Source organism: Pedobacter ginsengiterrae, from assembly GCF_039537385.1.
GTDB lineage: Bacteria > Bacteroidota > Bacteroidia > Sphingobacteriales > Sphingobacteriaceae > Pedobacter > Pedobacter ginsengiterrae.
Window position 1 is genome coordinate 277442 of sequence record NZ_BAABAK010000011.1, and the last position, 25498, is coordinate 302939.

The 25498-nt window shown below is 39.3% G+C and carries 15 protein-coding genes and 1 pseudogene; 1 reads left to right on the plus strand and 15 read right to left on the minus strand.

Annotated features, from left to right (window positions below):
• Positions 1 to 23: 23 nt before the first annotated feature.
• The 13 genes and pseudogenes from ABD692_RS12525 to ABD692_RS12585 all read right to left on the minus strand — a co-directional run bounded on the left by ABD692_RS12525 (position 24) and on the right by ABD692_RS12585 (position 23493).
• Positions 24 to 4988: a hypothetical protein gene (locus ABD692_RS12525; RefSeq protein ID WP_344767446.1), complete on the minus strand. Its 4965-nt coding sequence runs from the start codon at positions 4986 to 4988 to the stop codon at positions 24 to 26.
• 55 nt (positions 4989 to 5043) lie between these two features.
• The gene (locus tag ABD692_RS12530) at positions 5044 to 11370 is read right to left on the minus strand and encodes a hypothetical protein (RefSeq protein ID WP_344767448.1); all 6327 of its coding nucleotides are present in this window, start codon (positions 11368 to 11370) and stop codon (positions 5044 to 5046) included.
• Positions 11371 to 11664: 294 nt separating this feature from the next.
• Positions 11665 to 12039: a hypothetical protein gene (locus tag ABD692_RS12535; protein WP_344767450.1), complete on the minus strand. Its 375-nt coding sequence runs from the start codon at positions 12037 to 12039 to the stop codon at positions 11665 to 11667.
• Between the two features lie 17 nt (positions 12040 to 12056).
• On the minus strand, positions 12057 to 15038 hold the full coding sequence (locus tag ABD692_RS12540; protein ID WP_344767452.1) for an EndoU domain-containing protein: 2982 nt from the start codon (positions 15036 to 15038) through the stop codon (positions 12057 to 12059).
• Positions 15039 to 17195 (minus strand): hypothetical protein, encoded by a 2157-nt coding sequence (locus tag ABD692_RS12545; protein ID WP_344767454.1) that lies wholly within the window; start codon positions 17193 to 17195, stop codon positions 15039 to 15041. It lies immediately after the preceding gene.
• Between the two features lie 68 nt (positions 17196 to 17263).
• Positions 17264 to 19288 carry a hypothetical protein gene (locus ABD692_RS12550; protein WP_344767456.1) on the minus strand — a complete coding sequence of 675 codons (2025 nt, stop codon included), beginning with the start codon at positions 19286 to 19288 and terminating at the stop codon, positions 17264 to 17266.
• 830 nt (positions 19289 to 20118) lie between these two features.
• Positions 20119 to 21181, minus strand: a pseudogene (locus ABD692_RS12555) (DUF932 domain-containing protein).
• A complete protein-coding gene (locus ABD692_RS12560) occupies positions 21171 to 21365 on the minus strand; it encodes a hypothetical protein (RefSeq protein WP_344767458.1) in 195 nt (64 codons plus the stop codon). Before ABD692_RS12560 ends, ABD692_RS12555 begins: the two are co-directional and overlap by 11 nt.
• 5 nt (positions 21366 to 21370) lie before the next feature.
• On the minus strand, positions 21371 to 21499 hold the full coding sequence (locus tag ABD692_RS12565; RefSeq protein WP_344767460.1) for a hypothetical protein: 129 nt from the start codon (positions 21497 to 21499) through the stop codon (positions 21371 to 21373).
• 53 nt (positions 21500 to 21552) lie between these two features.
• A complete protein-coding gene (locus ABD692_RS12570; protein ID WP_344767462.1) occupies positions 21553 to 22095 on the minus strand; it encodes a hypothetical protein in 543 nt (180 codons plus the stop codon).
• 446 nt (positions 22096 to 22541) lie between these two features.
• Complete coding sequence (locus ABD692_RS12575) at positions 22542 to 22757, minus strand: JAB domain-containing protein (RefSeq protein WP_344767464.1); 216 nt, start codon at positions 22755 to 22757, stop codon at positions 22542 to 22544.
• Positions 22729 to 22995 (minus strand): hypothetical protein, encoded by a 267-nt coding sequence (locus ABD692_RS12580; RefSeq protein ID WP_344767466.1) that lies wholly within the window; start codon positions 22993 to 22995, stop codon positions 22729 to 22731. Before ABD692_RS12580 ends, ABD692_RS12575 begins: the two co-directional genes overlap by 29 nt.
• Positions 22996 to 23178: 183 nt before the next feature.
• Positions 23179 to 23493 carry a hypothetical protein gene (locus tag ABD692_RS12585; protein ID WP_344767468.1) on the minus strand — a complete coding sequence of 105 codons (315 nt, stop codon included), beginning with the start codon at positions 23491 to 23493 and terminating at the stop codon, positions 23179 to 23181.
• Between the two features lie 144 nt (positions 23494 to 23637).
• Here ABD692_RS12585 and ABD692_RS12590 point away from each other — a divergent pair, with 144 nt between their 5' ends.
• Positions 23638 to 23985 carry a hypothetical protein gene (locus tag ABD692_RS12590; RefSeq protein WP_344767470.1) on the plus strand — a complete coding sequence of 116 codons (348 nt, stop codon included), beginning with the start codon at positions 23638 to 23640 and terminating at the stop codon, positions 23983 to 23985.
• A gap of 104 nt (positions 23986 to 24089) precedes the next feature.
• On the opposite strand, the gene ABD692_RS12595 is transcribed toward ABD692_RS12590, so the two are convergent.
• Positions 24090 to 24269, minus strand: a complete 180-nt coding sequence (locus tag ABD692_RS12595; RefSeq protein ID WP_344767472.1) for a histone H1 — start codon at positions 24267 to 24269, stop codon at positions 24090 to 24092.
• Between the two features lie 90 nt (positions 24270 to 24359).
• Positions 24360 to 25262 carry a hypothetical protein gene (locus ABD692_RS12600; protein WP_344767474.1) on the minus strand — a complete coding sequence of 301 codons (903 nt, stop codon included), beginning with the start codon at positions 25260 to 25262 and terminating at the stop codon, positions 24360 to 24362.
• Positions 25263 to 25498: the final 236 nt, after the last annotated feature.

Below are 25498 nucleotides of genomic sequence, written 5' to 3' on the forward strand. Positions count from 1 at the left end.
ATTAATAATATTAAGGTCTTTGATTATATCGTTAGTTCTTTTTCTTCCAGGCTTGTCAGCCCGGAGCTGTTTTCGGCGCGTACTTTGAATCGGTAGTATACCCGGTTGCCTTCCTGGTCATAGAAGCTCAGGTCTTCAGGCAATGGGTATTCCATTGGTTCATTATTTATCGATTCACTAGAAAAAATACGCTGCCAGTTCCCTTTGCTATTCTGTTGAAATAGATAATAGCTACCTCTATTAGCTGTTGCAGGCCAGCTTAATTTCCTATCAGCTTCATCAAAGCTGATTTGAGGGGCCTCAGGATTTAAAGTGTCGATCAGTCTTACAGGTGTAACTGCCGAGCCAAGAGACAGGACATCTTCATTTTGGTTAAACTCATTGATTATCGTTCTTATCAGATAAAAGCGATAATAAAGTGTCTCTCCGTAGGGTATAAGAAAGAAATCCTCCAATTCATCTGTTAACTGGAAACCCATTAATGAAGAATCAGAAATCAGAACATCAAAATACGGACTAATACCCTGAGGGTGTTCCAGGCTAACCAGCTCGGTCGATCTGTAAATCCTTATTTTAGAGATTTGTTCAATCTCAGCAACAGCATTCAGGTTAAAGTCTATTCGCAAAGCTTCGCCATTAATTGCTGGAACCACCTTAAATCCAGACAACACTGGAATATCAGGACGCATCGTATGCAAAATGCTTACTGGCCCTGAAAAAGGACTCAAATCTCCGTTGACGAGTTCGTTTGTGGTTTCTGCTGCCGCGTAAAAATATTGAGTCCTGGACGCCTGATTTAAAAAGTAATCGGTGAAACGGATAAAAGTACTGCCTGGAAACTCTAGGTTCGTGTATTTTCTAACCATTGGAAAGGGATTGAAAGCAGCATCACTCGCAGAAAGTAAATTACCATTGATATCCCTTATTACCGGACTAAGGTTTTCGGTAATGAGTCCTGTTTTTAAAAAGGAAAAAATAGGTACCTGTTCCGTTAACGGCAATAGCGCTGATACGATTGCTGAATAATATTTCATTTTTCGAACCGCTAAGCTATCCAGCGGATCGGTTAACCCTAGTTTATCAGGATCAGGAAATCCGTATGGTTCAGGCAAGGCGTCAAAAACTTTAAAATGCCCTGTTGATTCATCTATGATCAAATTGATAAATTCATAATATCGGGTATCTGCAAATTCATCAGTACTGAGTCTTTCAATATCCTGATAGATTTGCGCTATCGTATCGGGCTGATATAAAGCGATAAAAGCATCATCCACAGCAATTCTATAAAAACTAAAACCAAATGGTTTTCTTGCATTCCCATTTAAATCTGCAGCGATCTTCAAATCAAAAGTGAGTGCAGCTTTCCCGGTTTCATCCGGACGTACCTTCTGAGCGCTTATAAGTGGTGGTTCGGGTGTAACAGGTTCCTCGACTCTCCTAGCCATAAGTACCCCAGGAAGTGAAACCGAAGAACTAAAACCGGACTCAACGGATGTACCTTGCAATGCCTGAAGGCCAAATAATGTTTTTCTCTGGGTTTCTTCTCCCAAAGGCATAATGTTTTCTGCATTGAAAACAGAAATGCTTTCTGCGTAATAATAAACCCTGTAACCTGGATGAAAATTCACCTCAATTTGATCCTGAGGGCTGTCAGAAATCTGTATAGGATTCTGGGTATAGTCTGCGTCGATTACATAGAGTTCGAGTGCTCCCTGGTTTTCAATCCTTAAAACTTCCAGGGTTTTTCTTTCATCAGGGTTTTCGCTAAGCATTCTGACGGTTCCTTTATACCATTCCACGTAAGGATTCAGGCTACCAGGCGGGTTGGCGCCAGGATTAGCCGGATCAAAAGGAACGATATTCTGAGGATGTTCCGGAAGAATAAAGTTTGCAGAAAAAGAAATTTTGTAAACCCCAGCTAAATTCTGAGGATTGCCAGGTCCAAAAAGCGGTGTAACAATTGCAGGCTGGTTTATTCCCCCTATCCAGAATTTCGATGTATTTCCCTCACTATCATTATAACTTTCAATAACGGGGTCTTGAGCATCTGCGAAAGAAATCAAATCTACCTGTTGAGCTAAAGCATTCCAGTTTTCTGAGCGGGATAAATTCTCGGTCATAGAAAAACGCGAATTAACCCTGGGCGCGTTATATTTCTTTTCAACTCCGTAGAAATCTGCTGCCAATGGATCCGAAACAGTATCGTAGCTACGGTTTTTTCCAATCACAATAGCGGGTCCGTTAACACCAGCAGCTACGCTGAGCACCTTGAACTGCCCTTCTGCAGTTGATAAAATAGCATTCTGGAACTTAAAAAAGTCTGACGGTAAAATTTCCGGGCTGATTAATTCTCCATTAATTTGGATATAGCTTCCAGTTTGAAGTAGAAGCCTGTCTTCCATCCCATCAATAGCCTGTATTCTGCTTATCTGTCCGGTTATTTCCAGTGGAAGCGATGGGATAAAAAGCGCCGCTACCTTAGCCGGTCTAACGATATCATCCTGGGCGGATTCTATATTATCAAAGCCACTTACGTCCGTAATATCCGTCCAATTGAAGGTAACCCTGGTTAACCCAGTATCCTGACCTGGGAATTCATTTTTTCTCGACTCCAGCCAGCCTTGTTCTCTTGAAGTTGTAAATACAGGCGTATCTTCTTTTTGTATGTAATGGACCGCCAGGTTTTCAGGAGGAGTCAGCGTATTCTGGTTGGGAAATTCGGTCAGATCAGTGGCTACTTGCTCACTTATTTCCGAAGCCCTAGAAAACCAGTTCACACCATAAACAGCATACCAGTGAATGCCCGTTTCCCTTTCAAAATGTATATATAAGCTGAGTTCATCATCCGGCACTAAAGTGGTTTCCACCACACCTTGTCCCGTATTTTGCTCATCATAAGCATAAAATACTTTACCCAGGGATTTCTCTTGAGTAATTTCAGGCTTACGAAAAACGGATTCACCATCCTTTTTATATTCTATACCAAATGCAACTGGTTTTGGATGTTCAAAAATATTATCATTAATTTCTTCCTGGAGACTTTCAAAAAAGCTTTCGCCAGCTTTTTCATCATCAAAAAGTTCCCGTCCGATGTTAACCGCCCTTACCCGTCCCAAACTGGAATAACCTTGTTGATCAAAAAGTTTCTGATCAGTTTCTCCCTGAGTGGGCAAACCATAATTTACTGCTCTAATAAGCGGCTTTTCAGGGAGCCTTTTGTCTGATTTAGATACCGGAAGGGAAATATAGTTATGAACCGACACCGTGGAATTGGTAACAGATTTTCTATTGGTATACTCCAGTCTATAGACATAGGCATCGTTTGAATTGATCTTATCGATGTGCCCAAGCCCAAGCATTCTGGCCATATGGTAGTCCATCGCCTGTAGATTTAGTATATCCAGGTAGCTGATGGCAAAACCTTCATCAAGTTCTGTTGCCCCCGCCTTTTTAACTATTGACGTAGCCCTTGAATCTGTCGCACTCAAATCCAGGTAGGTTAATACCGCTTCTTTTAAACTTGGTGCATCAAGATCATTGCCAGACCATTTATCCTGATAATTGGCAATCCGAACCTTTGTTCCCTGATTATATTGCGGCCAAAGATTGTCAATAGGATAATCCTGGTGCTCGAGTCTTTCAAATACAGTGCTATCATTTAATGATAATCCAAATCCCTGACCGATTTGAGTCCAGTCTGAACTCTGACGCATCCTTTGAAAATCATCATAAGTTTCAAAATAAAATGACTTAAGTAAACTTCCAGGAGTTTTCCTGATGCGAAGGGACTGAATGTTATCAGCCAGTATTTCCTGGGCGCTAGCTTCGCTGGACAAAAATGTTTTATGAATCAGCTGTGGTTCATCTTCTGAATCGCTGGTTTTACATACGGCTTCTACTTTTAATACCGCCTGGTCATCAGATTCCGTCATAAAATCAAAACCAATCTTAAAAGCTGATTTCTTTGAAATTTCAACACTGATGATTCCGGAATAGGCATTTAAAAAATCATAAAAATATAGCTGAGGGTCAAGGGTAGCTGCCAGCAAGTTATAAATTTGAGCATCAGTAAAAATAAGATTCACCCGGGTACTCATCGTTTTATCACCGATTGCGTAAACCAGGACATAGGACCAGATTTTTAGCTCGAAATTAATAACCGGGCGCTTCGCCTCAAAGTCTATTGATAAAACTTCAGGGCTATATGCTGTACGGTAAATCCGCACATAGTCATTAGGACGGTTGAAATCTCCTGGTGGCGGCTGACTATTATAATAATCTCCCTTGGGAAGGTGGTTCTGCCCTAATTGTCCAGTCAGGCTCCACCTTAAAAGGAGGCCTTCCGCCACACCATCTGCACCATCAGAACCAGAAGCTTGAAGAAAAACTCCTGAATCATTATTTTTGACCACTTCCGTTGCCGTGCAAAGGTTTAATCCACGGATTTGCAGGTAGACCTTAATTGCTTCCAAACCGTCTAATACAGGAATCAGCGCTGCATCGAGAATCCATTTTTCGCTATTTGCAATTTCCGTGCTTCTGGAGCAAAGCTCAGCAAACATGTTTATAATTGTCTTAAATACTGCTGCATACCCGGCCTGGGTAAAATCCTGAAAACCCACCCAGAAATCCAGGTGCGTAAAATCTTCATCTTCAAAATCCCCTGCCAGGTAAGCAGATAAATCTGTAATAGGACCATTCAGTTGAAGTAAGCCAATGTTAAAATCACGAGCAATAAAATCCTTTGCCGTAAAGTCACCGCCAATATAGCTCTGCACCCCTTCGACCTGGTACAAAATACCTAACACGCGGATGGTACGAAGGTAAAGCTTCTTTAACAGGTCTTTTTCAAAGTGCTCCAGCATTTGCAGAAGCGTTCTTTCGGCCTGAAAATCCCCGTTTTGCTGCGCAGTTTGAATGGCAGACAAACATACAGCAAGACTGCTGTAATCCGCACAAAAAGCATATTTATTATCCACTGAAAGCATCTGGGTATATATTTTAGTTTTATTTATCTTTTAATTATTCCGTTTCAAGCTCCCGTTAAACCATAACCACACTAAGTGCAATTGGTGGGCTTTGGTAATCTTCGTGTATCGTCCCGAAACCTTGCCCGTCAAAAATTTTATGGCGGAAAGTAAGCACCATATTTCCCAGAGGGATATCCATTGCTGCATTTGTTATAAAAACCGAAGATGTGTCTTTGGAATGCAGGTAAATAAATTCTGCTCTTGATAAAACCGATTCATCAGGAAGCGTTAATTCCAAACTGGTGGTATCGCTTCTCAATTCCTCGCTGAGTTTTGGATCATTTAATGGTTCGGGGTTTCGGATAAGTACCCCTAGAAGCTGAAACTGGTTTTCATTAGTGGCATCGAAATTCACGATTACCTCGATCACCGAGTGAGACGCAGGTTCCAGGTTCTTAAGACCAAGTCCTCCATAAATCACTCTGTCATAAAGTGACGGGTAACGTGATATTTCCGGTGAATCTACTGCAGTATCACCGCTAAGCAGAGGCAAAAGGTTTTGCGCAATTTCAGTTCCGCTAAAGCCGGTAATAATGTTGTAATAGAAGAAATTATTTTCATCCTCCGGTTTTATAAAACTGGAAGCCTGCTCTTGAAAGTTTGCAAAAAGTGAGGTTTTAAAATTATAACGGTGTACTTCTTTTTTAAGCTGCTGGGATCCTTCGGGTTTATAAAGCGTAGAATAGCTTGCCGAGTACAGCCTGTTTGACTCTAAATCCGGCAAAAGATAAACGCCTTGCTTAATCCGTTTTTTAAAGGTTAAAGGGCTCACATTACAGTTATCTGCCGCGGCCGCCTTGCTCATTAAAAACAAGACCTGTTCATCGGCGGAGAGCGTGTTATAATTACTATCGTTTATATCCTGTTCCGGTAAAGTTTCCCAAACCAGTGCCGCTGTATATTGCTCCCCAAAAGGAGAAAACACATCCAATACAAGACTGGACTCAACTGAAGGCATTCCCTGATAACTTGCCCAGTTCGAGAACATGGCATTCATGTAAGGCTTATTAAAAACCAGACCAACTTTAGGCTGCTGATAGAAAACCGGCTTACTCAACTCAAACCTACCCATAGCATCCGGAGTTGAACGCTCGTAATCGATATAGGGTTTTAAACTTGCAAGTTTGAATTCAGCTATTTTATCCTGAGCTTTCAAAGCCTGGAAAGCGGCGCTGTATTCTTCGAAATGCCCGACGGGACCCGCTGTTCTGAAACCGAAAACCTGGTGACGAATCGGGGAGTTTCCTGAATTTCCATTCACAAGATCTCTGGATTTTATAACCACCGCATAGGATGCATTGGGCCGCCACACAGGCTGAATGGTCTTATTTAATCCCTCATTCATCAAAACTACCTCTTCAAGGAGTTTTTCCGCTGTAAGTTCGCTATCTTCAAAACGCTTTTGTTCCTCCTGGTAGCTGTAAGTTATCTCATCCAAAAAGGTATAAGTATCCGTTTCTTCAAAAACTTCAAGTTCAAGCGGAATCGGGAAGCTGCCTAATAGGCGGTAACTGACAAAAACATCAATTTTATTCTCATCCCTGTTTACACTAACCATAATATGCTTGAATTGTCTTTGTGATATAAAACCAGATTCACAATCCAATGCGTACACGTCTTCTACAGTGACTGCGGAATGCGTCAGTCCGTCATAAAAACTCAAGGTTAATTTAAATTTAGGTAATTCCAGTTCCGGATAATTCACAAGCGGACTGACAGGGCTATCCTGGATAAGATGCAATGCGTAGCCTTTTTTCTTCCCTGTCTGTACATCGAAATTAACTTTAGAAATTAATGTACTGATGCCAGTCTGGAATGGGTTAAAAACTGCAGTGAGTTCGAAAGCGAAATTATTTGCCTCCACCTGAAGAGCAGGATAGAAAGGCACAACGGCGGCATCCGCATTGGCGCTAAAATTATAAATCCTTTTTTGCACCGACCAGTGCTCTTCGGACTTCTGATAAAAACCTGCAGGTTTATCCGGGTTCCCTGAGACTAGTGCCAGGTGGCCCCCCAGGGTATCCTCTGCAGCTATCGATGGCCAGGCCCCGATAGCATCGCTACCTGCAAGGTAACCTTTTGCTAAAAGCTCTACCGAGGTAAAAGCATGTGAATAAAAAGCAACCCCCATTACCCCTTTTTCCAATTCTGAAAGATGAGTACCCAGCGATAGCGGAGTATATTCCATAGGTAAGGCAAAATACCCACCCATGACCAAATCTCCTGAATAATCAAGCTGTAGGTTCCGTGCAAACCGGATCAGAATCTCCTGGAACTCCCTTCCATGCTCACTACTCACGGTATGGTTTGCTCCATCGGCAGGCAGATGCACCGAAGAAGAGATTTCCCTTTTAATAACCACTTGACCGAATTTCCCAGGAAGCGTAGAGACTTTTATAAAGTCCACATCCACTTCATTGGCCACCAGGCTAAATTGCAGATTATAATCACTTATAGCCTCATCGGTACGCAGTCGTATTATTCCACCCTGGGCTTTTAATTGAAGTGAATGGGTAAAACCATTCCCATTCCCCACCTCTACTCGTGCTGTTACTCCTTCCAGATAGAAGTTGACACCCTGAAAGTAAACTTCCTGTTTTTCTGGAAAGATATCTCCAACTGGTTCATTGATCCAGTTGATCCTGCGTTGCTTGCTGATCATCTCAAAGCAGAATAAATCTTTTCTGCGGAAATTCAGCGCATCCAGGTCCGAGGTCCCTGAAACCGAACGGTTCAGGTAACTGAACATATTCTGGGAAAGCAAACGGATTTTGTTGTATTTACCCTGCTCGCCGAACTGCCAGAAGCCAGACTTTAGCTTAGCCAGGTCTACCTGCTGATCTCCGGTATTATTCTCCACAATCGCAGTAACTGCCTCATAGACATGGTAAGGTATCCAAACACCGGAATTCCCCTGTATCTTCCAGGTATAAATTTCAACCGCGGTAAGCTCAAACTGGTGGGATACCTGAGGTGCTATTCCTTTTTGCGGAGGCAATAGTTCAAGATAACCTGAAGGCAACTGATTGGCTGCCCCACCCAGCTGGGTAGCAAGCGGCTTCACTGGTTTTAATAACTCTATATCAATATAACTATCTAACGGTATCGTGATTTCCAGAACATCCTGCGCATCGTTAAAATTATAGGCCCAGGCTGAAGAGCCAGGCGCTGGAATGGCCACATTCTGCCCAATAAACTCGCTGGTTACATAATTTAAGCCAAATCTTTCCTCAGAATTCATATTAACAGCAGTAGCCGGCAAATAACCCGTTGAACGGTTCGGCAACTGCAATACAGGTATTGGCTCCAGTAGCGGTGCATTGTTGCTGTTGATTCTCCAGGTTAGCGATAAACGCAGCGTTATCTTTTTTACTGGCCATGGCAACTTCACCCCGATTTCCAGTGAGCCTGAAATATTGAATGGGTGTGGCGCTTCGACCGCAAGGGTAACCTGAACAGAAACCCCAAAGCGAATCCAAAGTATTTTCAGGTAAGCATAACCACCTAGCTGGATAAAGGCACCCAATTGTACTGGTTTAAAACTAACAGAACCAGCCATGTCAATGAAAGCACCTACCCCCGCAGCCGCAATTCCGAAATCCAGGTTGATATCAAACCTTGCTCCAGCCCCTGCTTTAAAGCCGCGGGAAGAAATCATCAGATAAGCATAACCCCTGAAGAGTGTTAAAATACTTGCACGAACCCGTTCAGTTTCGGGTTGGTCTTTACCGATATTTAAATACCACCCGGAAGCATTATTAAAGAAAAATGCCATATCCAGGGTACCATTCAAAGAGAACAGCCAGCCCGCAGCACCGCCACTTTCAGGCAACCTGTAATTCACGCCAAGATTGGTGCGGAAGGAATTCTTATCAATCACGACCAATGCACTGAATGGCGGATCAATATCATCATCCAAACCAATCCGGCTTCGAAGAATAGCAGCCTGTCCCTGAATAATAATCAGGTCAGGCAACCCCAGATATAAAAATAGTTTACTGGAGAATATTTTTCCAGAATCAAAAGCTGTGGCTATGGAAACCCCTGCACCGAAAGCGTAGCCAGGCTTACTTTCGAATTTATCAATTTCTATACCCTCACGACCAGTCTTTGTGCTGGGTGTTTTATAATATTCCCACCAGGAAGCATCTTCAGGTAGTGGTGGCGTAGTGGCCGCTTTTGAAGCCTTATAGTGTTGTCCGAAAAGCCCTCTGAATCCGTATATCCCAAGACCTGTGGCTCCAAGTGGGATAGGTGTTGACATTTCCATGCCAATATCAACCAAAAAGGAAGGAATAGAAGGATTCAAACGCATCGCAGCGCTGCCTCCCATTTTTAGTTTTGGCATTGAAAAAGATACTGACCCGGTATATTCTGTTCCTGCAGAAGATCCTGTAATGGCTGGATCAGGGTTTTTCATACTCAAATAACCATTCAGCGTAAACAAAATGTCTTCAGGCTTAGCATTATTGGGAATAGTTAGATCAATACGTATCTCATCGATGCTTAAAAAGCTGTGAAAAGGTTTATCCGTTGCATTATCATCTACTGTATAATAATATTTTATACCATTTCCAGCTGCATCAACCCCAAATTTTCCGGTATTGATCATACCATCAAAACCAAAGAAACGGTAGCGGCGTTCCACATCATTGTGTAGCCTTGAATAAGAACCTATGGTAATATTGTTCACGCTCATGCTCACCGGGCCAATTTTCAAAGGAAAGGCCTTTGGAACTAAAAGAGATCCATCTGGAAAATCAAGTTCTCCATCGTCCCATATTCGGAGGTTACGAACCGAAATCCCTTTTGGTAAAACTTTTCCAAGCACAGGAACATTTGCAATAAAGTCTAAATGACCTGAAACTTCTGCATAATAGCCCCTATCTTCTTTACCGACAGCTAAACTCTGAATTTCAAGTTCCAGGATATTCGGGAGCGTAATTCTAATTGGCTGAGCTAAGGGTGTTGCGGTAATTTTAAAATTACCATCATCAAATATATGCGCCTGAATATCGATAAAAACTGGATTTGAATTCTGTTCAAACTTTCCAAGTCTAAGTGTTCCGACAATATCACAGCTTATAATGGAACCCATTTTGAAGTCCATTGCAAAACGGTTTAATTCTACCGCAAAACTTCCAAAATCACGGTACAATGCGCCATTACTTTCCAGTGCGATTTGTCCGGATACCCCTCCTGTCCCTAAAAATAGATTATCGGCAATAATGGCAGCACTTGTCCTGCCTGTTGTTTCCGTTCCGAATTTATTAAACCCGATGAAGGCATGTTTTACATACAGTCCCATAAAATCTAATGGATAACCTGCAGCATCGGCTTCTGGAATATTTGTCTTACGACTTAAGTCTAATTTAGCGCCTGTAAAACCGATAATCAAACCAGTTTTTCCGATTTCATTAAATTCCGGGATTAAGGACCCAGCCAGTTCAACTTCAGAACCAATCCCAGATTCGGTGTCCACAAAAAATGTGGCTTCCGCAAATTTAAAAAGTGATTTGCTATCTGGAATCGGAGTTCCGTTAGCCGTAACTGGTCTAAGTATTTTATTTGGGAATTCAATACCTGCCGAAAGCGTTAAACTTGCCCTGACTTTTGGAACAATTAACTGGCGGACGAAATCTTCCAAGCCCTGTGGAACCACCCGGTCATAAAACTGTTGTAAACGTTCTCTGGTTACACCAAGATTAGCATCCAATATATATAGACTGAAAGGCAAAAAAGATGCTCCATCAGGTATGTGTTCATTTTCATTGATTAAATTTACAACACTATCAACCGAAGGCTCTTCACCTACCGGTAAAGCCAGATTAGCATCGGGATATAAAACATTGATATCATCTACAAGTTTCTGAAACTTAGTTTCTGTTTCGTCACTTTCAATAAAATAATTTAAGGTATGCGCAATGACTTCACTCTCTGAAATCTTAAAAACCTGCAATCCTAACTCATAAAATGCCTGCGGGTTGAAAGCAAAATTGTTAACCTTAAAAGCACGTAAGAAAGCCAGAATTTCCCACTGGTACTCCAATGAAATGGGAAAAGCAGAAATTGTAGAATCTCCCTGTTCATCCGGATTTAAAACCAGGCGCATACCAAAAGGTAAATCAAGACCGATATTTGCTGTAACAATATCCAGGCTATAAAAAGCAGAATCCCCTCTTTGACTCTTAGAATACTGTAAATTCTTATAATGAATCCTATCCAATAGCAGATTCAAGCCATCTTCTGCGAAATGCAAAAATTCAGGCAAATCATCAACTGTAATCACTTCTGAAAGTGATGGATAGTATCTTTTAGTTATCGGCTTGGTAATTGGCATTTCGTTCTTATCTATTGTTAATGATTTATTTCAAAGAAATTAATTTCTTCTATCTTTTATTATTGAGAAACCACTGAAGCTAAGCTTAACTCTATATGCATTTTTATTCTTATTCTTCCAACACTATGCAATAAAACTTACTAAGCATAATCATTCAATCTCACTTCTAAAATTGATCCCATATTTGATTATTAAGAATTGATTCATATTCTTTTTATTATAGAATTGAAGATTGGTACTATAAATCGTACTTTGAAACGTACCATGTATTATTACCTTTTAATAAACAATTATCTACTTAATTCTACCAGGAAGTGGTTTAGACATCAAAAACTCTTTCCACCCGATAACAATCTCCTTGAAATCTTGAAGTGGCATTGTACTATGAAATCCTTCAGAATCAAAAAAATTAACTACATTATTCTGAATCATAATATCTATCACCGTGGCGCCTGTATCTATTTCAAGCGCTGGATTTTCCAGTGCACTTTCGATATCGGGCAAAAGCGATTCATCAATTTCTGGGATTCGATGCCAATCATTTAAAAAATATGTCAGCGAAGAATTGCTCGTATCTACAACTTTCATTATCTCCCTGTTCGACATCCCCCAGTCAAAGACTTTATTTTCAAATAATATTTTATATTGAACTATTAAATTGTTGTTCATAACTTTTTAATTAAATTTTATAAATCTGGATATGCACTTTTTATTACTCCTTTTTCAATATGAAATCTTATTTTTTTCCCATCAGACATTATACCTAAATACACATTTCCATGCAATCGAATTCTGTTACGTGAAGCTATTACTATTTCTGATTGAACTCGTAACTCAGACCAATTGTCAGGAAAAAAAGTGCTAGCATTTTTTTTCATTTTCCAATTTCCCAAATCTATATTCCACACTCTAATTTTAGCACTGTAAAAACCATCACCAAGCGGAGTCACATTCCCGACGATATCACCGAGACTACTTGGGTTTATATTTCTTAATGCTGATTTGTAGTGAACACCATGGGCTCCGTAAGTGTAATCATTAAGAGAGTATGGAGGAATAGCACCATCTTTAAGTTTTTTTCCTGCTCTACCAACGAATAATTCATTATTTAATTCTTCCGACTTTTTTATAACTAAAGTACCGTCCAGAAACCAAATATTTTTTCTATAATTTAATAATTCTCTAGGGCATTCTCTCCAAATTACCGTTCTTGTGGCTGGAATTCCATCTTGGGTTTCATTCATTAATTTCCAAAACGAATCATTTAAAGGCGATTTCTCCACTTTTCCAACAAAATCTTGCCAAAAGGCTTCCCGTTCAACATCACTAAAAAAATTATCATACAAACTAGCTATGTGATTTGCCTCGTCTAACTCACTTTCAGCTAGTGAGACAATCCTATTTCTGAATAAGGCTTTACTAACTTGAGCGAGACCTCTAACTTTATTTATAACCAACAAAACATCATTGGGCAGGTTATGAGGAATTCCAAAATCGCTTAAATACTCCAGTTCTTCGAGGACATCATCAGCAGCCTTTGAGGTTTTTTTACTACTGTAAATAGCGTTACCAGCAGAACCTATGGCGAAAAGCATAAAAAAAAGGCTTAACTTTTTGTTAAGATTTTTCAGGTCTGTGTTATTGGCAATCTGCTCTTGATAAGCAAAAAAAGAGGATAATACGCCTGCAGTAAGTGAAACAATTTCACTTCCCGCATCTACTCCTCGCCAGAATAAGACAGCTGTTTCTAGAGAGACCAAATCATTTTTAACATTATTAATTTCCGAGATATATTTTAGATATCTCAAATGTCTCATGGTTGATAAACCGCCTGTAAAATAAAATATAGCTAATTCTAAACTAACTTCTGCTGCGAATAAAATAGAAGCATCGAAATCTTTCAGTTCATCGAATTCGACAGCATAATAAAATAAAAACACTGGAATAGGCAGAAAATTTGGCACATTCAAATCGAGATTTGAAGTATATCCTATTAACGATATTGGTTGATATAAGTGATATTCACCATATTTGATCTCAGTACTTTGAAAAGATTGAGTATTTGTTCCGTAAGGGTTATAATTTGAGTATGTCGATTTTGTTACTTTATTAATTATTACCTTTTCTCCAATAAATTCTGTCGTAGGTTTATATGTTATTTCATTAGATACCAAATTATAATACTGATTTGATTGGTTATCCACTTTGGATATTGAGAATTCTAAAATTGGATTGGCTCCATGTAATATCTTACCATCTTGACTATATTTCGGATAATATTTTTTTCCCTGTTTTAGAAAATAAGTATCAGGATTAAGGCCATCTTCGTTAGCGGTAACTCCATTAGGTATAAAGTAAAAATTAAACTCTGAGATTTTCCAAATTTCATAAATAGCGTAAACAAAATGTTTTCTATTTGTTTGCTGGTTCACAAACCAGTTCACAATTGGGTAACGCTCCAACCTACCATCATCCAGAAGCAAATACAACACTTCAAAAATAGTGACTGAACCATTTTCCTTTTTTAGAAGTAAAGTCAAAAAATCGTTTGCTAAATTATTTCTTTGTGTCATGGAAATAATCAAGTGAACGAGATATCGTTGAGAGTTTTGGGGTAATTCCTTTAATTTGTAATAAAAGAATAATTGTTCTTTAACAATTGCATATGGTATAGTTGCTAGTGCTGAAAGGGGCAAAATCTCTAAGATATACCTTAAACGGAGGTCTTCGCTAAATTCTATTAATTTATCCTGTATTTTATATAACGCGAAGTATAATTCTGTTAACCCATTATAATATTTCTCATAATCTTCGTAAGCAGCACCATCTTGAAAAACAGGCTCAAAATCATGTTTATGGATGTAATTTTGATCTGCATTTGGGTCATGGTAATATCCCCAACTTTTTTTGAGCTCGAAAAGAAGCTTACCATAATCAGTTAACGAATCTGCATTTCCTGATATCGTATTTGCAATGGAATCGATACTAGCCCACAAGGATACGCTGGCAATTTTTGGAAAAATTTCATTGTAAATTTCAGCTATTCTAAAAGAAATTAAAATTGTAAATTTCTTTATATTTTTTTTAGTGTTATCGTCGATCCATGTGCTTAAGTATCGAGTATAATTATTATTAAAAAAATATCTGGAAGCAAGATTTTTAGGCGCAGAGGGATTAACGACCGATGTAGCTATGTCCGGAATTGCTACCTCATAGCCAATCAACTTATTTCCTTCAAATATTTTCCCCAAATATTTCTTAATTCCACTATTTAGTGTTGCCTCTACTAAAAATCTATACCTTATGACATTAAAATAAAAACTGAATGGTTCACCAGAATCAACTTTATTTACAAAAACTTCATCCCCCACCTTTGCCGCAAACCTTGTAGAAATGAACTTATGCTTTTTGACAAACACTTTAATTTCACTGTCTTCATCATTAGTATAATTCAAGTATTCCCTTTCAAGAAAATAACCGTTAAGAGTATCTTTCAAATACCTATCTTTTTGTTTAAAATCCCCCGTCTGATAGTACTTGTATCTAAACACCGGATTACTCAGATAATTAAACTCAAGAATAAAGCCTTCAATATCGAATGCTAATTCTGTAAAAGTGGCGTCTAAATCAACTGCCATTCCATCGTTCTTTAGAATCACTACTGCCATTTATCCAATTTTATTAGTTATAGTAAAACTATTCTCAGGTGTTAGGTCCTCCATATATTCACTATAAGCTTTCGAAAAGTGATATTTTCGATCTAAGGAGTAGATGTTTATAGATGTAAGTGGCGTATACAATCTTAGCGCACCAGTAGCTATTTCTCCTACTACACCTAGACTATACTTTTGATATTTTATATTTTCAATCGATACGAATTCATTACCGCCGTCGAACAAATCAACCAAAAATAGTCTTGGGTAAATTAGATTCTTTGATACAATCAAACTAAGAATTGCATTATTTTCCTCTGTCGTTAATCCCAAAATAATTTTCGTTGGAGTACTTCCGTCTTTGGCATTTAATATTAGTCCGTTAATAATTTCGGAGCTATCGGTAAAAGATTCTAAGGTGTAATACAAGGTATCTGGCAACTGATAAGTTTTGATATCATTACTGGCTTTGGACGTAGAAGGATTGGACCGGGTATCCGGTGTAATTGTTCCTGTTACAGACAAACCGCTATTTAGTAAATCGACCGTTTCGGTAACGTAAGTTACTCTGCTAAGCGTTGTTGGGTTAGAAATACTTGTAGAAATTGAGTCCTGAACATTAACCGTTTGTACCCCGGAAATGCCAAGCTGGCGTTTGTCGAAAAAATGATTAACCAACTTTAACTTCTGTGAAGACAACACCGAATACCCACTCGTTTGATCTGCCTTAAATAAAGGCTCCGCACTAACCAAATCGAATACATCATCAAAGAAATTTGCTTTGGCCAATATATCGGTCGTGACATTCTGTTCATCAGTCTCCTGCCCAGAGATGTAATAATTTGCCTTGCCTTGGAAAATAAGAATATTGAAGTTGGCTACTGAGGTAAGGTTGCCACCCATACTTAAAGCAGCATTACTGAGCACAATTGATTTAGTAAAATCATTTGGTGTCCCATCCACAGTATCAGGCAATTTCAAGTATTCTGCATCAATAAAATTATTCTTGACCGCATTATCAATATTCGCAATTTGTCCATAAAGCATGCTGTTCTCATTATTATCGGTCACAAACTGCAGATAGAGCATGCCTTCTAAATTGTCTTTAATGATGACTGGCCAACCTTGCGTAGCGTAAACAGCATCTGCTAATGTGTTTTCCGATAATCCTATCTTGAGGCTTTCCGCTCCAGTTTCTCCAATTAGATAATTATTATAAAAGTTATAACTCCTACCCCTATCGCTCTGGATATAAAGGTAAAGGCGGTTTTTGTATGAAAATTTCGAAATGACATCATTGTAAATATCTGCACCTTTTTTAACGGCATTGCCAATGGCAATACTTCCGTTTGAATAGTGGAACCCAAAAAAAGCTGCAGCATCCAGAAACTGAAAAATATGTTCTTTTTTCAGTTTTTTCTGAAATTCACTCATGGTATTATTGAGCACTATTTTAGCTTCCTTGGCCCTTGCATAGCTTAAGTCAAATACAAACTCATCATTAGGCGTCGGTAAGCGGTAATCGCCATAATTTAAAACAATATCAATTCCGCATTCACCAGCCTGGAAATTCCCTAAAGACTTTCCCATATCAATAACGGGGAGCTCAAACGCTTCTGTATCCTTTTCTACGAATTCTCCATTACTTTCCACATAAACTGATTCCTTAAAGAAAAAATCAGAAAGCGGTAAATTATCAGCTTGCGCCACTGGCTCAAAGCCAATATATTTTGCCAGAAAATCTGGTACCTGCTGTCCCGGGTCTGTGCTATTATGAAAGGCCACGAAGCTGGCATTAATCTGATTTACGAAATCTGAAGTAGAGGAGGTCGGCGTTAGAACTTTATTTCCATTAAAAAAATCCGCTTCAACCAGTCCTCTATAAATAAAATATTTAATATTAAATCCTTCTATCGGCTGGGTAAAGGGACGTAAAATTAGGTTGACAAGACCTGTTGATCCAGTTTGGCGTTGAACAAGTACAATACCTTTACAAATGGCAAAAGCTGTTTTAACTCCAGAACCCACAGTAAATTTTGTTGTCAAGCGATATTCGTTTTCATCAACTGGACCAAAGGACTGACTTTCGGTCTGCGAAAGAACGTCCGGGTTTATAAAAAAATGCGATGTGGGTTTGAATTTTGAAATGTAACTATCTTTGTTCTCAGCCATATATTTTTAGGATTTTAATCCGCTTTTTTCATTGTTTAAATGTGATGTGATTTTTGCTCAGCCTCAAACTAAATTGGTAATTGATTTATGTATACCTCAATCCCCGATTTGTCGGTAACTGTTTTCACTACCCCATTAACCGCCCCTAGGTCAAAAGTTTCCTGGAAACCATGATCTGATTTTAGCGTAATTGATATTTGTTGATTTGAGGTGTTTTCTATTGCAACCAATTGGGATCCGTTATCGTTAACTACATTATAAGCACCATTTCTTGGGCTATTATATGCAGGCATTGGAAAATGATCTAACATCACATAACCTGTTGTACTATCTGTAATGCTAATCAGAACTGCACCATCACCTATATCCGACCTGTCGTTGAACATTTTATATCCAGGCGTTGAGAGCGACGTATCGGTGCTATGGCTTGACACTTCTATAAGATATAAGTTATCTGTAAGCACAAAACTGTGGCTATGTACATCTGCTACATCAACAACCCCACCCTGAAAATGATGCACGACATTTCCCGAGTTATCCTTTATATCTAAACTAAGTGAGGCATCATCTGGCCATCGGGTGCTGAGGTAATGAAACGTATTTACCGTTAAGGTATCACCAATATTATAGCTTCCATTGGAAGTTCCTGTCCCGACAAAAGTAACCAGATCTGTACTGACCCCATTTTTCTGCAGACTGAAATTTGCATCTACACTTGGCGGAGGTGGATTTCTTTGTAAATTATAGTTTATCGTAACCGGAGAAGAATAACTAAGTGTTTTGCTCGGCACATTATAGTTAAACCTTATAATAACCGGAAGGTCACTTTCAAGGTAGCTTCCATTTGCTCCAGCGCTTATCGGTCTGTCAAAATTTGTTAGTCCACCAATATTACTGCCGCCTGAAACTGATGGCATGTAATTCCCCGTATTTCCATTCATAACCATCACTGCATCACTACTGCGAAGACTATATGCTCCAGTCAGTTGGCCAGCTGAAGTTCCCCTACCGTTAATGGAAAATGCAAAATCGCTAACTAAAGGATTTTCGGCGATCAGTTTAGCAAGATTAAATTCGAACCGCCAATTGGTATTGGAGGGATTTAAATCAGATGCCAGAATTAATGCGCTAGCTGGCAAAGTTGCTCCTGGTACAATATTATTTCCAGTAAATGCAGGGTTATGGTTATGCGGGATATCAGCGTTTTCAAGAAACGCGATTATATTGAGCCCGGTATTATTATAAAAATCAACGACCAGAATACCTGCGCCAATGGAATTATCAATTACATTAATTTGTAAGGTGGCTTTTACCAATCCATCCTGCGAGGCACTTATGCTCACCTGCCGGCTGTCTCCAGATATGGTGTTTACAACTGCAGTATAAACTTGTCCATTAAAAAATCCCTCTGAGGCGGAGAAACTATATTGTGAAGATATATCTGCTATTGACCCATCAGAATAAGTACCCATTACTGTATAAGTTCCACTTGCACCCTCATTAAGGCTGGCTGGACCAGTGATTTTTATGAAAGCAAGTGTCACTTGAGTAACGTTTATAACAGTAATTACCCTTACCGCTTTTACTTCGCCATCTTCCAGGGCACCTATTGTTACGGCTTTATTTTGAAAGTCCTGATCATCATTTATCGCTGTAAAGATATTTCCCGAAAAAGTTCCTCCAGCGCTGCTTTGAAAAGTATATTTTGAGGTTAATTCTTCTGCATACCCATCGGTAAATGTGCGAAAGACCTTATAGGTAGCCTGGTCACCTTCGGGAACCGTTTCCGGACCAGAAATCACGATGGAAACTGGAAGTCTGCAAGTGCTGAATTCATGAGAAACAATTCCTGACCAACCCTCTCTTGTCAGTACCCGCACAGCGATCTGGTGACTTCCGCAACTCAGGGAAGAAGCAAATAATAAATTGTTATTGTCTATGACCAGACAATTATCTAAATACCACTCATAAGCGATTATTAGCGATTCATCTTCTGGCTGCTCAAAAACAACCGCAACTTCAACATTGTTATCACTAAAATATGTTTCTGCATTTAACGAAAAGGAAGGCTCAAATAGGCAGCTTGAACTCATAAATTATACTTAGTCGGTTTCTTTTTACTCAAAATCCTGCAAATTGCAGTGTTTTCATTATTTGCTGTCGTTTAAAGACAATAGCCACTCATCTCCGAAATAATATTATTTCTAATGTCTCCAAATTACCCACTTAATATTAGCACTTAATTAACTTAATATCAATTTTTACATACGAACACTATATTAATCGGGACAGAAACCCTTTTTTACAGGACTAACTTAAATCTGATACATAATTTCAACTCCCAGTTCGTTTTCGATAAAAATATAGAAAACCTATTTTACCTGACAGGGTAAAAAAACGGTATTTAAAAATATATTTCGTTTCAGATGATAAATGCAATACTTAGCCAGACTAATGCGCTTACCAGGGGGAGAGTATGTTGTAAAGAGTTATCTTGATATAAATCTTCCTTATTATAAATAGAAAGTAATAGAATTTTTCATAATATGAATTCTATTATCTCCTATAAGAAAACAAAAATTCACGAGGTCTGCGGGCAGCATATCGGTGCGTGAGGTTATATTCAAGAAAATCAAAACTGGTTTTGGTGGGGGAAGTGGAGAAATAAAAGATGTAGATAACAAAGCTGTGTCTTCAAAACCCGCTGCGATAACATTGATAATGGTATTGCTTTCACAAAAACTGAGAATTGCTTGCCTTAGTCTGATCTAAATTCCCGTTCCACCTAAGTTTAGTGTTCAAAAAAATAGATCGGTTAAGACCTTAAGTCAGCGCTATCGAAAGTTGGCTTGAGAAGATTCCGGCAGATTATGCGCGGAGCGCGACCAGAAATATTTCAAGAAAGAGGCTTTAGGCCTCTTTCTCAATTAAACAAACTACCACCAGATTTTGCAAACGCTTCACAAAGTTCAAATGCTGTTTGTCCGCGTTGCATGGCTGTTCCATACATGATGCTTTTTAATTTATATTCATCGTTAGCAAATTTGCGTACATTCTGAAAGTAACCTGTTACAGCATTGTAGGCACCAAACAAACTTCCTTTAGTAGTGTCTTGCTGTTGTGATGGAGCTGATTGTGCATATTGATATACATCCTCAACCATATTGAGGTAATGGCTGGAAAGCTGATGGAATTTTTCCTCTTTGATGCTCAACAAAGTTTCCTTTCCAGGCGACATGGCAATTTCAATTAATTTTCTTACTTGTTTATCATCAATGCGAATTTTTGCCCAGTGATTGTATAGCTGTTCCATTTCCTCGGCCAGTCTGCTGGTAATCCCCATTAGCTGGTGCGCCTGTTTTAACCTTTCAACAGCGCTGGCCGTATGCCTGATTTTGATACTATTCTGTTGGTTTCTAAAAGCCGCATTGAGCGTATTCTGACAAACAATTCTCACGGGAGTAAATGCTGCTGTAATGCTCCCGTAACCATCATGTGAGGTGGTTAAGAAAACATATTGTTCAATTAGATCATTCCTTCCAACCTTTATGTATTCGGTTAACTTAGCGGTAATAAAAATACGCTCACCCTTGCCCAAAACCCCAGCGGTTTCATATTTTACGCCCTTGTCTGCGCCAGTAATGCTATCAAAAAAGGAAAATGCATCTTTGTTCTGTACAATCTGATAGTCTTTACCAACAACACCTAAAACCTCCTGTGTATCGCTTCTTAAGGTGGCAAAAAAAATTATGGGCTAATATATCTGCTTCAATGGTTTGGCCTTGCAAATGATTATTAAAATTTTGATTATCAAGGGTAAAAAGCGGTCTTTTTTCGACGCTGTAATCCAGTCCTGCAAAGCCAATGGCCTCGCTACTGGTGGGATAATCTTCAACGACTATCCCAAGGTTATGCCAGGTCTTTTCCTTTACGGAAAAAAAACTATGTCGCTGGCTCTGTTGGTTATAATTTAGGTTATGCGCCATGATTGTTGTTTTTAAGGTTTCTGATTTTGGTGGTCAATATTTCGGCATGGACTACCTTTACGTTTGGGGTATTGGTCATTAAAAATCGCGAGGTTGATTCCATTTCCTGCAATGTTTGGTCAATAAGGGCATGGGTAGAGTATACCTCGATGCGGACGATAAAAAATATTTCCTGTGTTTTCATGATATTTAATTATGATAATGGTTTAAAAATTCATGGTAATGAAAATTGAAAATCTTTGGATTTTCTTCCAGCAGGTTTTCTGCATAGCCTTTCCAGTAAAGTTGGTCGAGTAGTTCAAAAAATGCGGTATTCATAAGATTATTTTAAAATTACACCCCGCCCGTTATGGACGGGATAAATAGATTGGTTATGCAGGAATGGTAATTTCTGCTTCGATTTCGGCTAAACGGCTTGTGCAAAGGTCACGTACAAACAATGCTACAGCTTTAATAATTACAGGGTTCTTGGTGGAGAACTTGTTACGTTTATCGTCGGTAATTTCGATTTCACAACCCTGATAATAATTGGAGGTTGCGTCCTCGGCTTCTTCTTTTTGCTCGATTTCGAATTTATCAAGGTTATCAATGGTGTGGACTAATCTGCCACGTTGCACCATTCTGCGGTGCAGTTCTTCTACCAGTTTCAGCGTTCCCTCTAAGTTTAGGGCAGGCCTTTCTGCAATTGCTTTTACTACTACATTCTCCGCTTTTTGTGGTTCGGACTGAACAACCGCAGCAATTGACTTTGGTCCCTCCTTTTCATCTTTTTTAGGTTCATCGTTTACGGCTGTTTTGTTTTCCGTGCTCAGATTTACCTTTACTGCCATCGGCTGATAAAATGGATTTTTGGCATCTTTAAGGTTTATAAATTCTGCTTTTCCGTTTGCGGTGTTGATATTTTGATTTTTCATGATTTTTGATTTTAAATCGTTATTAAAAACTTGATAAATGATCTCCTCTGGCTGAGGGGTAATTTTCCCATTGCGCTCCGCAATTGCGGAGGGAGTCGGATCAGTGGGTTTCTCATCTTTAATCGATACATGGCTTAACTATTAATTGTTCAATCCAGTCGGCAGGAGCCTCCTGGCTTTTTGTTAAGCCACCTCACCTTGATACAATCCAGGTTGCAAGGCAAGACTTTGCGAAAAAAAATACGCTCCCGAAGGGAGGAAGATTATTTTTCTGCAAACCCTTCAGGGCATGGTCTTTCCGGCAATCGGATTGTTCAGAAATTTGCTACTCAAAATGCCTATGGGTAATGAATTGAGGTGAGCACAGGAAGGAAAACAGGCAGAGAAGAAAAAAATGAACAAAAAATAAGCTCCTATGGATATTTCCACGGGAGCTTTAATTACAATCAGATAAGACCTTCATCCCTGAAGCTGAAGTATCGGTCGTTACTAACGATTAGGTGATCCAGGATCTTAATATCGAGCAGTTCTCCGACTTCCAAAAGTCTTTTGGTAAGTTTAACATCAGCATCACTGGGATCTGTTTCCCCGGATGGATGATTGTGGTAGAGAATGATATTACTTGCGCAGGCTTTAAGTGCTATGGCGAATATAACTTTCACGTCTACTATGGTCGCTGATTCCGCCCTGAGAGATGTTGACAATTCCTAAAACCCGGTTACGCCGGTTGAGCAATAAGATTTTAAATTCTTCAAGTAGCTCTATTTTATCCTGATTCCAGTTATCTAAAATAACCTGGTAGGCAAGCTTTGAGCTGTCAATCTGTGGCCGGAGTGCAGACTTAAATTTTGGTTTGTAGCTGATCTCGATTTCAGCAAGCTGATAGAATGAATTTTCCATAATATTTTGATTTAATTATGGAGCCCCAGCTGGTTTGGGTTCCGCCAAAGCGAATGAAGCAACGGAATAAATAGGATTGCAGCGCAAGGGCCACCAGCGGGTTTATGCCGGAATTTCATGCGCATGCCGGAAATCAAACCTAAATTTGATCCTAAATAAATGCAAATAATGAAATAAAAAAACTTAACCCAGCAGGTTAATTCGCTCGAGTAGTGCCGTTTTCCAAGGCATATAGCCTAACCTGGCACAAAGTTCATTGACAAAATATTCGACATCGGAGGGCACATCATTGACTACGCGAAAGCGAATTTTAAACTTTGGGTTATAGCTGAGGTAAACGATCAGGTCATCAGTCGAAAAACCGCTGCCCGAAAGGGTTTTAAGATGAACCTGCTGAAGTTCCTTTGCGGCACGCTCCAGTCGTTCATTCATAATTTTTGCCAGGTTTTTTTGAGGGACAAAATCAGTTTCCAAAATTGCTAAAACGGTAACAATCATAGCACAAATATATATTTGAAAAGGGAATTCACAAGTGGATAATAGTAAGGCGCTGGCTTCCAGCAATTTTCTTTTTTACAACATAAAGCTATAAGCGAGCAATTTCATTGAGGAAATATTTTTTGTTGTATTAGATTTGCAGCTATGTCCAGGCCATACAAGATCCATAACCTTTTCGAAAACACAGATTCTTTGCTCATAGAACTTAAGGAGTTTGACCTGGCGCTACCCGAAGAGGTTTCCATGGTCAACCACTGGCTGTTATACGATAAGATTTCGGAGGCAATGATCAAGCTCTGGTTACGTTCAGTTGATTCATCATCAGAAATTGAGGAGCGTTATTTTGAGCAGGGTTATCTTAAATTCAATAAAATTGAGGCCACTTATATTGAAAAGTTCAATTCAGCTCAGCATAAACTTTACAGGAAAAGCGAACTACAGGTTAGTGAACAAATGATCGATCTGATAGCGGGCTATTTTAAGACTTTTTAAAAATGCCAGGTTATACTAACCAATCAAATTAATTGATTATCAATATTTACGAAAAATCCCGGCCAATGGCCGGGATTTTTCATTTCCCAAATCAGCTTTCTTAGTTACTTTGAGCTATTTTTCTTTTCGGTTACTTCCGCTCTGATTTCCTGAGCAAGAACCTTCAGGTCCTGCATTGCTTTACGCACACGCGTACCAGCAGCAGCCACTCCACCATCATAAAACTTTGTAGCATCTGCTTCGATTGCGGATACTAGCTCTTTTACTTTTTCGAATTTTTCCATAATTTTTTTCTATGCTGATCAATAAATGTCCAGCGATTATAAATTGACTATTCGTTTACAAAAAACGAGCCGCTAAAATACAAAAAGCCCTTAAATGCCCAAACCCTGGCTGGTAGATACCTCTTTTCCCTTTGATTTTGTTACTGGCTTATTCAAAGCGGGCTCTTTCAGGAACTGCTCTCTTTTCTCTGGTCTGCCATTGGCTGCAAACATATTAAGCTGAGAATATCGAGGGACTGCCTCTATATGAAGCTTAACCTGCTCGCCATTTTTTTCCACGGTAATAATGGGACGGTCACCATTTTTCAATTGGGCCTCCAGTTTTTCTCTGTCCTTTGGATTCTCGAGTTCCTTAATATTAAATTTATCAAGAACCTCTTTTAAGTTAAAGCCATACGATGGATCGTGATACTGGTTGAGGTTAAAATTCATATGTCTGTCACGAGGGCCATCCAGGTCGAGTTTCATCCAGGCACGATAAGGCGTTCCGCCCTGGGTGAGCATATCTTCTCGGTAAACTGCTCTTCCCTCAATTAGGTTTACGGACTGTGAGGCTGTAAAACCCTTGCCCCTTTCTACCCATATCGTCTGTGGTAATGGTGGGTTACGAAAAGTTCTTGCAAAGTCCTTTTCGACATAATTAATCTTTCCTTCTTCCATTGACGCAAGTCTGGTCTTATCAGCAGCATCTTTTCCCACGGCCAATTCTACATTACCGGTGTGCTTTTTAAATACCTCAATAGCCTCTGCAACATTCTCTCTTTTAAATACATTATTTTTTCCTGGTGTTTCACTTGGAGCAATGACCAGATATTTGTGTCCAGCCTCTAAAGGCTTACCCTCATTGAGGGCCAAATCATACTTGTTCAAATAATAATTCTCGGACTGCCCGGACTGCTTGAAATACAGATTAAGATCAATTTGGCCTTTATGACCGTTGATCTGATCCTTTAAAATGAACTCGGGAAGATTTGCCTTCATGTTTTCTTCCATTTTTTCCTGAAGCGCCGTACCAAAGCCCAGGCTTTTCGCAAAACACCCGCGTGGTTAAATTATTCCCGTAGGTAGCTCGAATTTGTGAGTATTTATTGTTGTTGGTGCCCTGAGCAACCAGGCTTTTCAATTGCACTTTTCGGGATTGGAATATTGGCAATTATCTTACGCAGGTTCAGTCTTAATTCCCGGTAATAAACAGGTGAGCCAGGCTTGGATCTTGGTTTTAGAGCAAA

Excerpts from the sequence above, each read along its gene's own strand:
- ABD692_RS12525 (WP_344767446.1), bottom strand. The coding sequence starts at position 4,988 with ATGCTTTCAGTGGATAATAAATATGCTTTTTGTGCGGATTACAGCAGT.
- ABD692_RS12530 (WP_344767448.1), bottom strand. The coding sequence starts at position 11,370 with ATGCCAATTACCAAGCCGATAACTAAAAGATACTATCCATCACTTTCA.
- ABD692_RS12535 (WP_344767450.1), bottom strand. The coding sequence starts at position 12,039 with ATGAACAACAATTTAATAGTTCAATATAAAATATTATTTGAAAATAAA.
- ABD692_RS12540 (WP_344767452.1), bottom strand. The coding sequence starts at position 15,038 with ATGGCAGTAGTGATTCTAAAGAACGATGGAATGGCAGTTGATTTAGAC.
- ABD692_RS12545 (WP_344767454.1), bottom strand. The coding sequence starts at position 17,195 with ATGGCTGAGAACAAAGATAGTTACATTTCAAAATTCAAACCCACATCG.
- ABD692_RS12550 (WP_344767456.1), bottom strand. The coding sequence starts at position 19,288 with ATGAGTTCAAGCTGCCTATTTGAGCCTTCCTTTTCGTTAAATGCAGAA.
- ABD692_RS12560 (WP_344767458.1), bottom strand. The coding sequence starts at position 21,365 with ATGAAAACACAGGAAATATTTTTTATCGTCCGCATCGAGGTATACTCT.
- ABD692_RS12565 (WP_344767460.1), bottom strand. The coding sequence starts at position 21,499 with ATGAATACCGCATTTTTTGAACTACTCGACCAACTTTACTGGAAAGGC.
- ABD692_RS12570 (WP_344767462.1), bottom strand. The coding sequence starts at position 22,095 with ATGAAAAATCAAAATATCAACACCGCAAACGGAAAAGCAGAATTTATA.
- ABD692_RS12580 (WP_344767466.1), bottom strand. The coding sequence starts at position 22,995 with ATGGAAAATTCATTCTATCAGCTTGCTGAAATCGAGATCAGCTACAAA.
- ABD692_RS12585 (WP_344767468.1), bottom strand. The coding sequence starts at position 23,493 with ATGATTGTTACCGTTTTAGCAATTTTGGAAACTGATTTTGTCCCTCAA.
- ABD692_RS12590 (WP_344767470.1), top strand. The coding sequence starts at position 23,638 with ATGTCCAGGCCATACAAGATCCATAACCTTTTCGAAAACACAGATTCT.
- ABD692_RS12595 (WP_344767472.1), bottom strand. The coding sequence starts at position 24,269 with ATGGAAAAATTCGAAAAAGTAAAAGAGCTAGTATCCGCAATCGAAGCA.
- ABD692_RS12600 (WP_344767474.1), bottom strand. The coding sequence starts at position 25,262 with ATGGAAGAAAACATGAAGGCAAATCTTCCCGAGTTCATTTTAAAGGAT.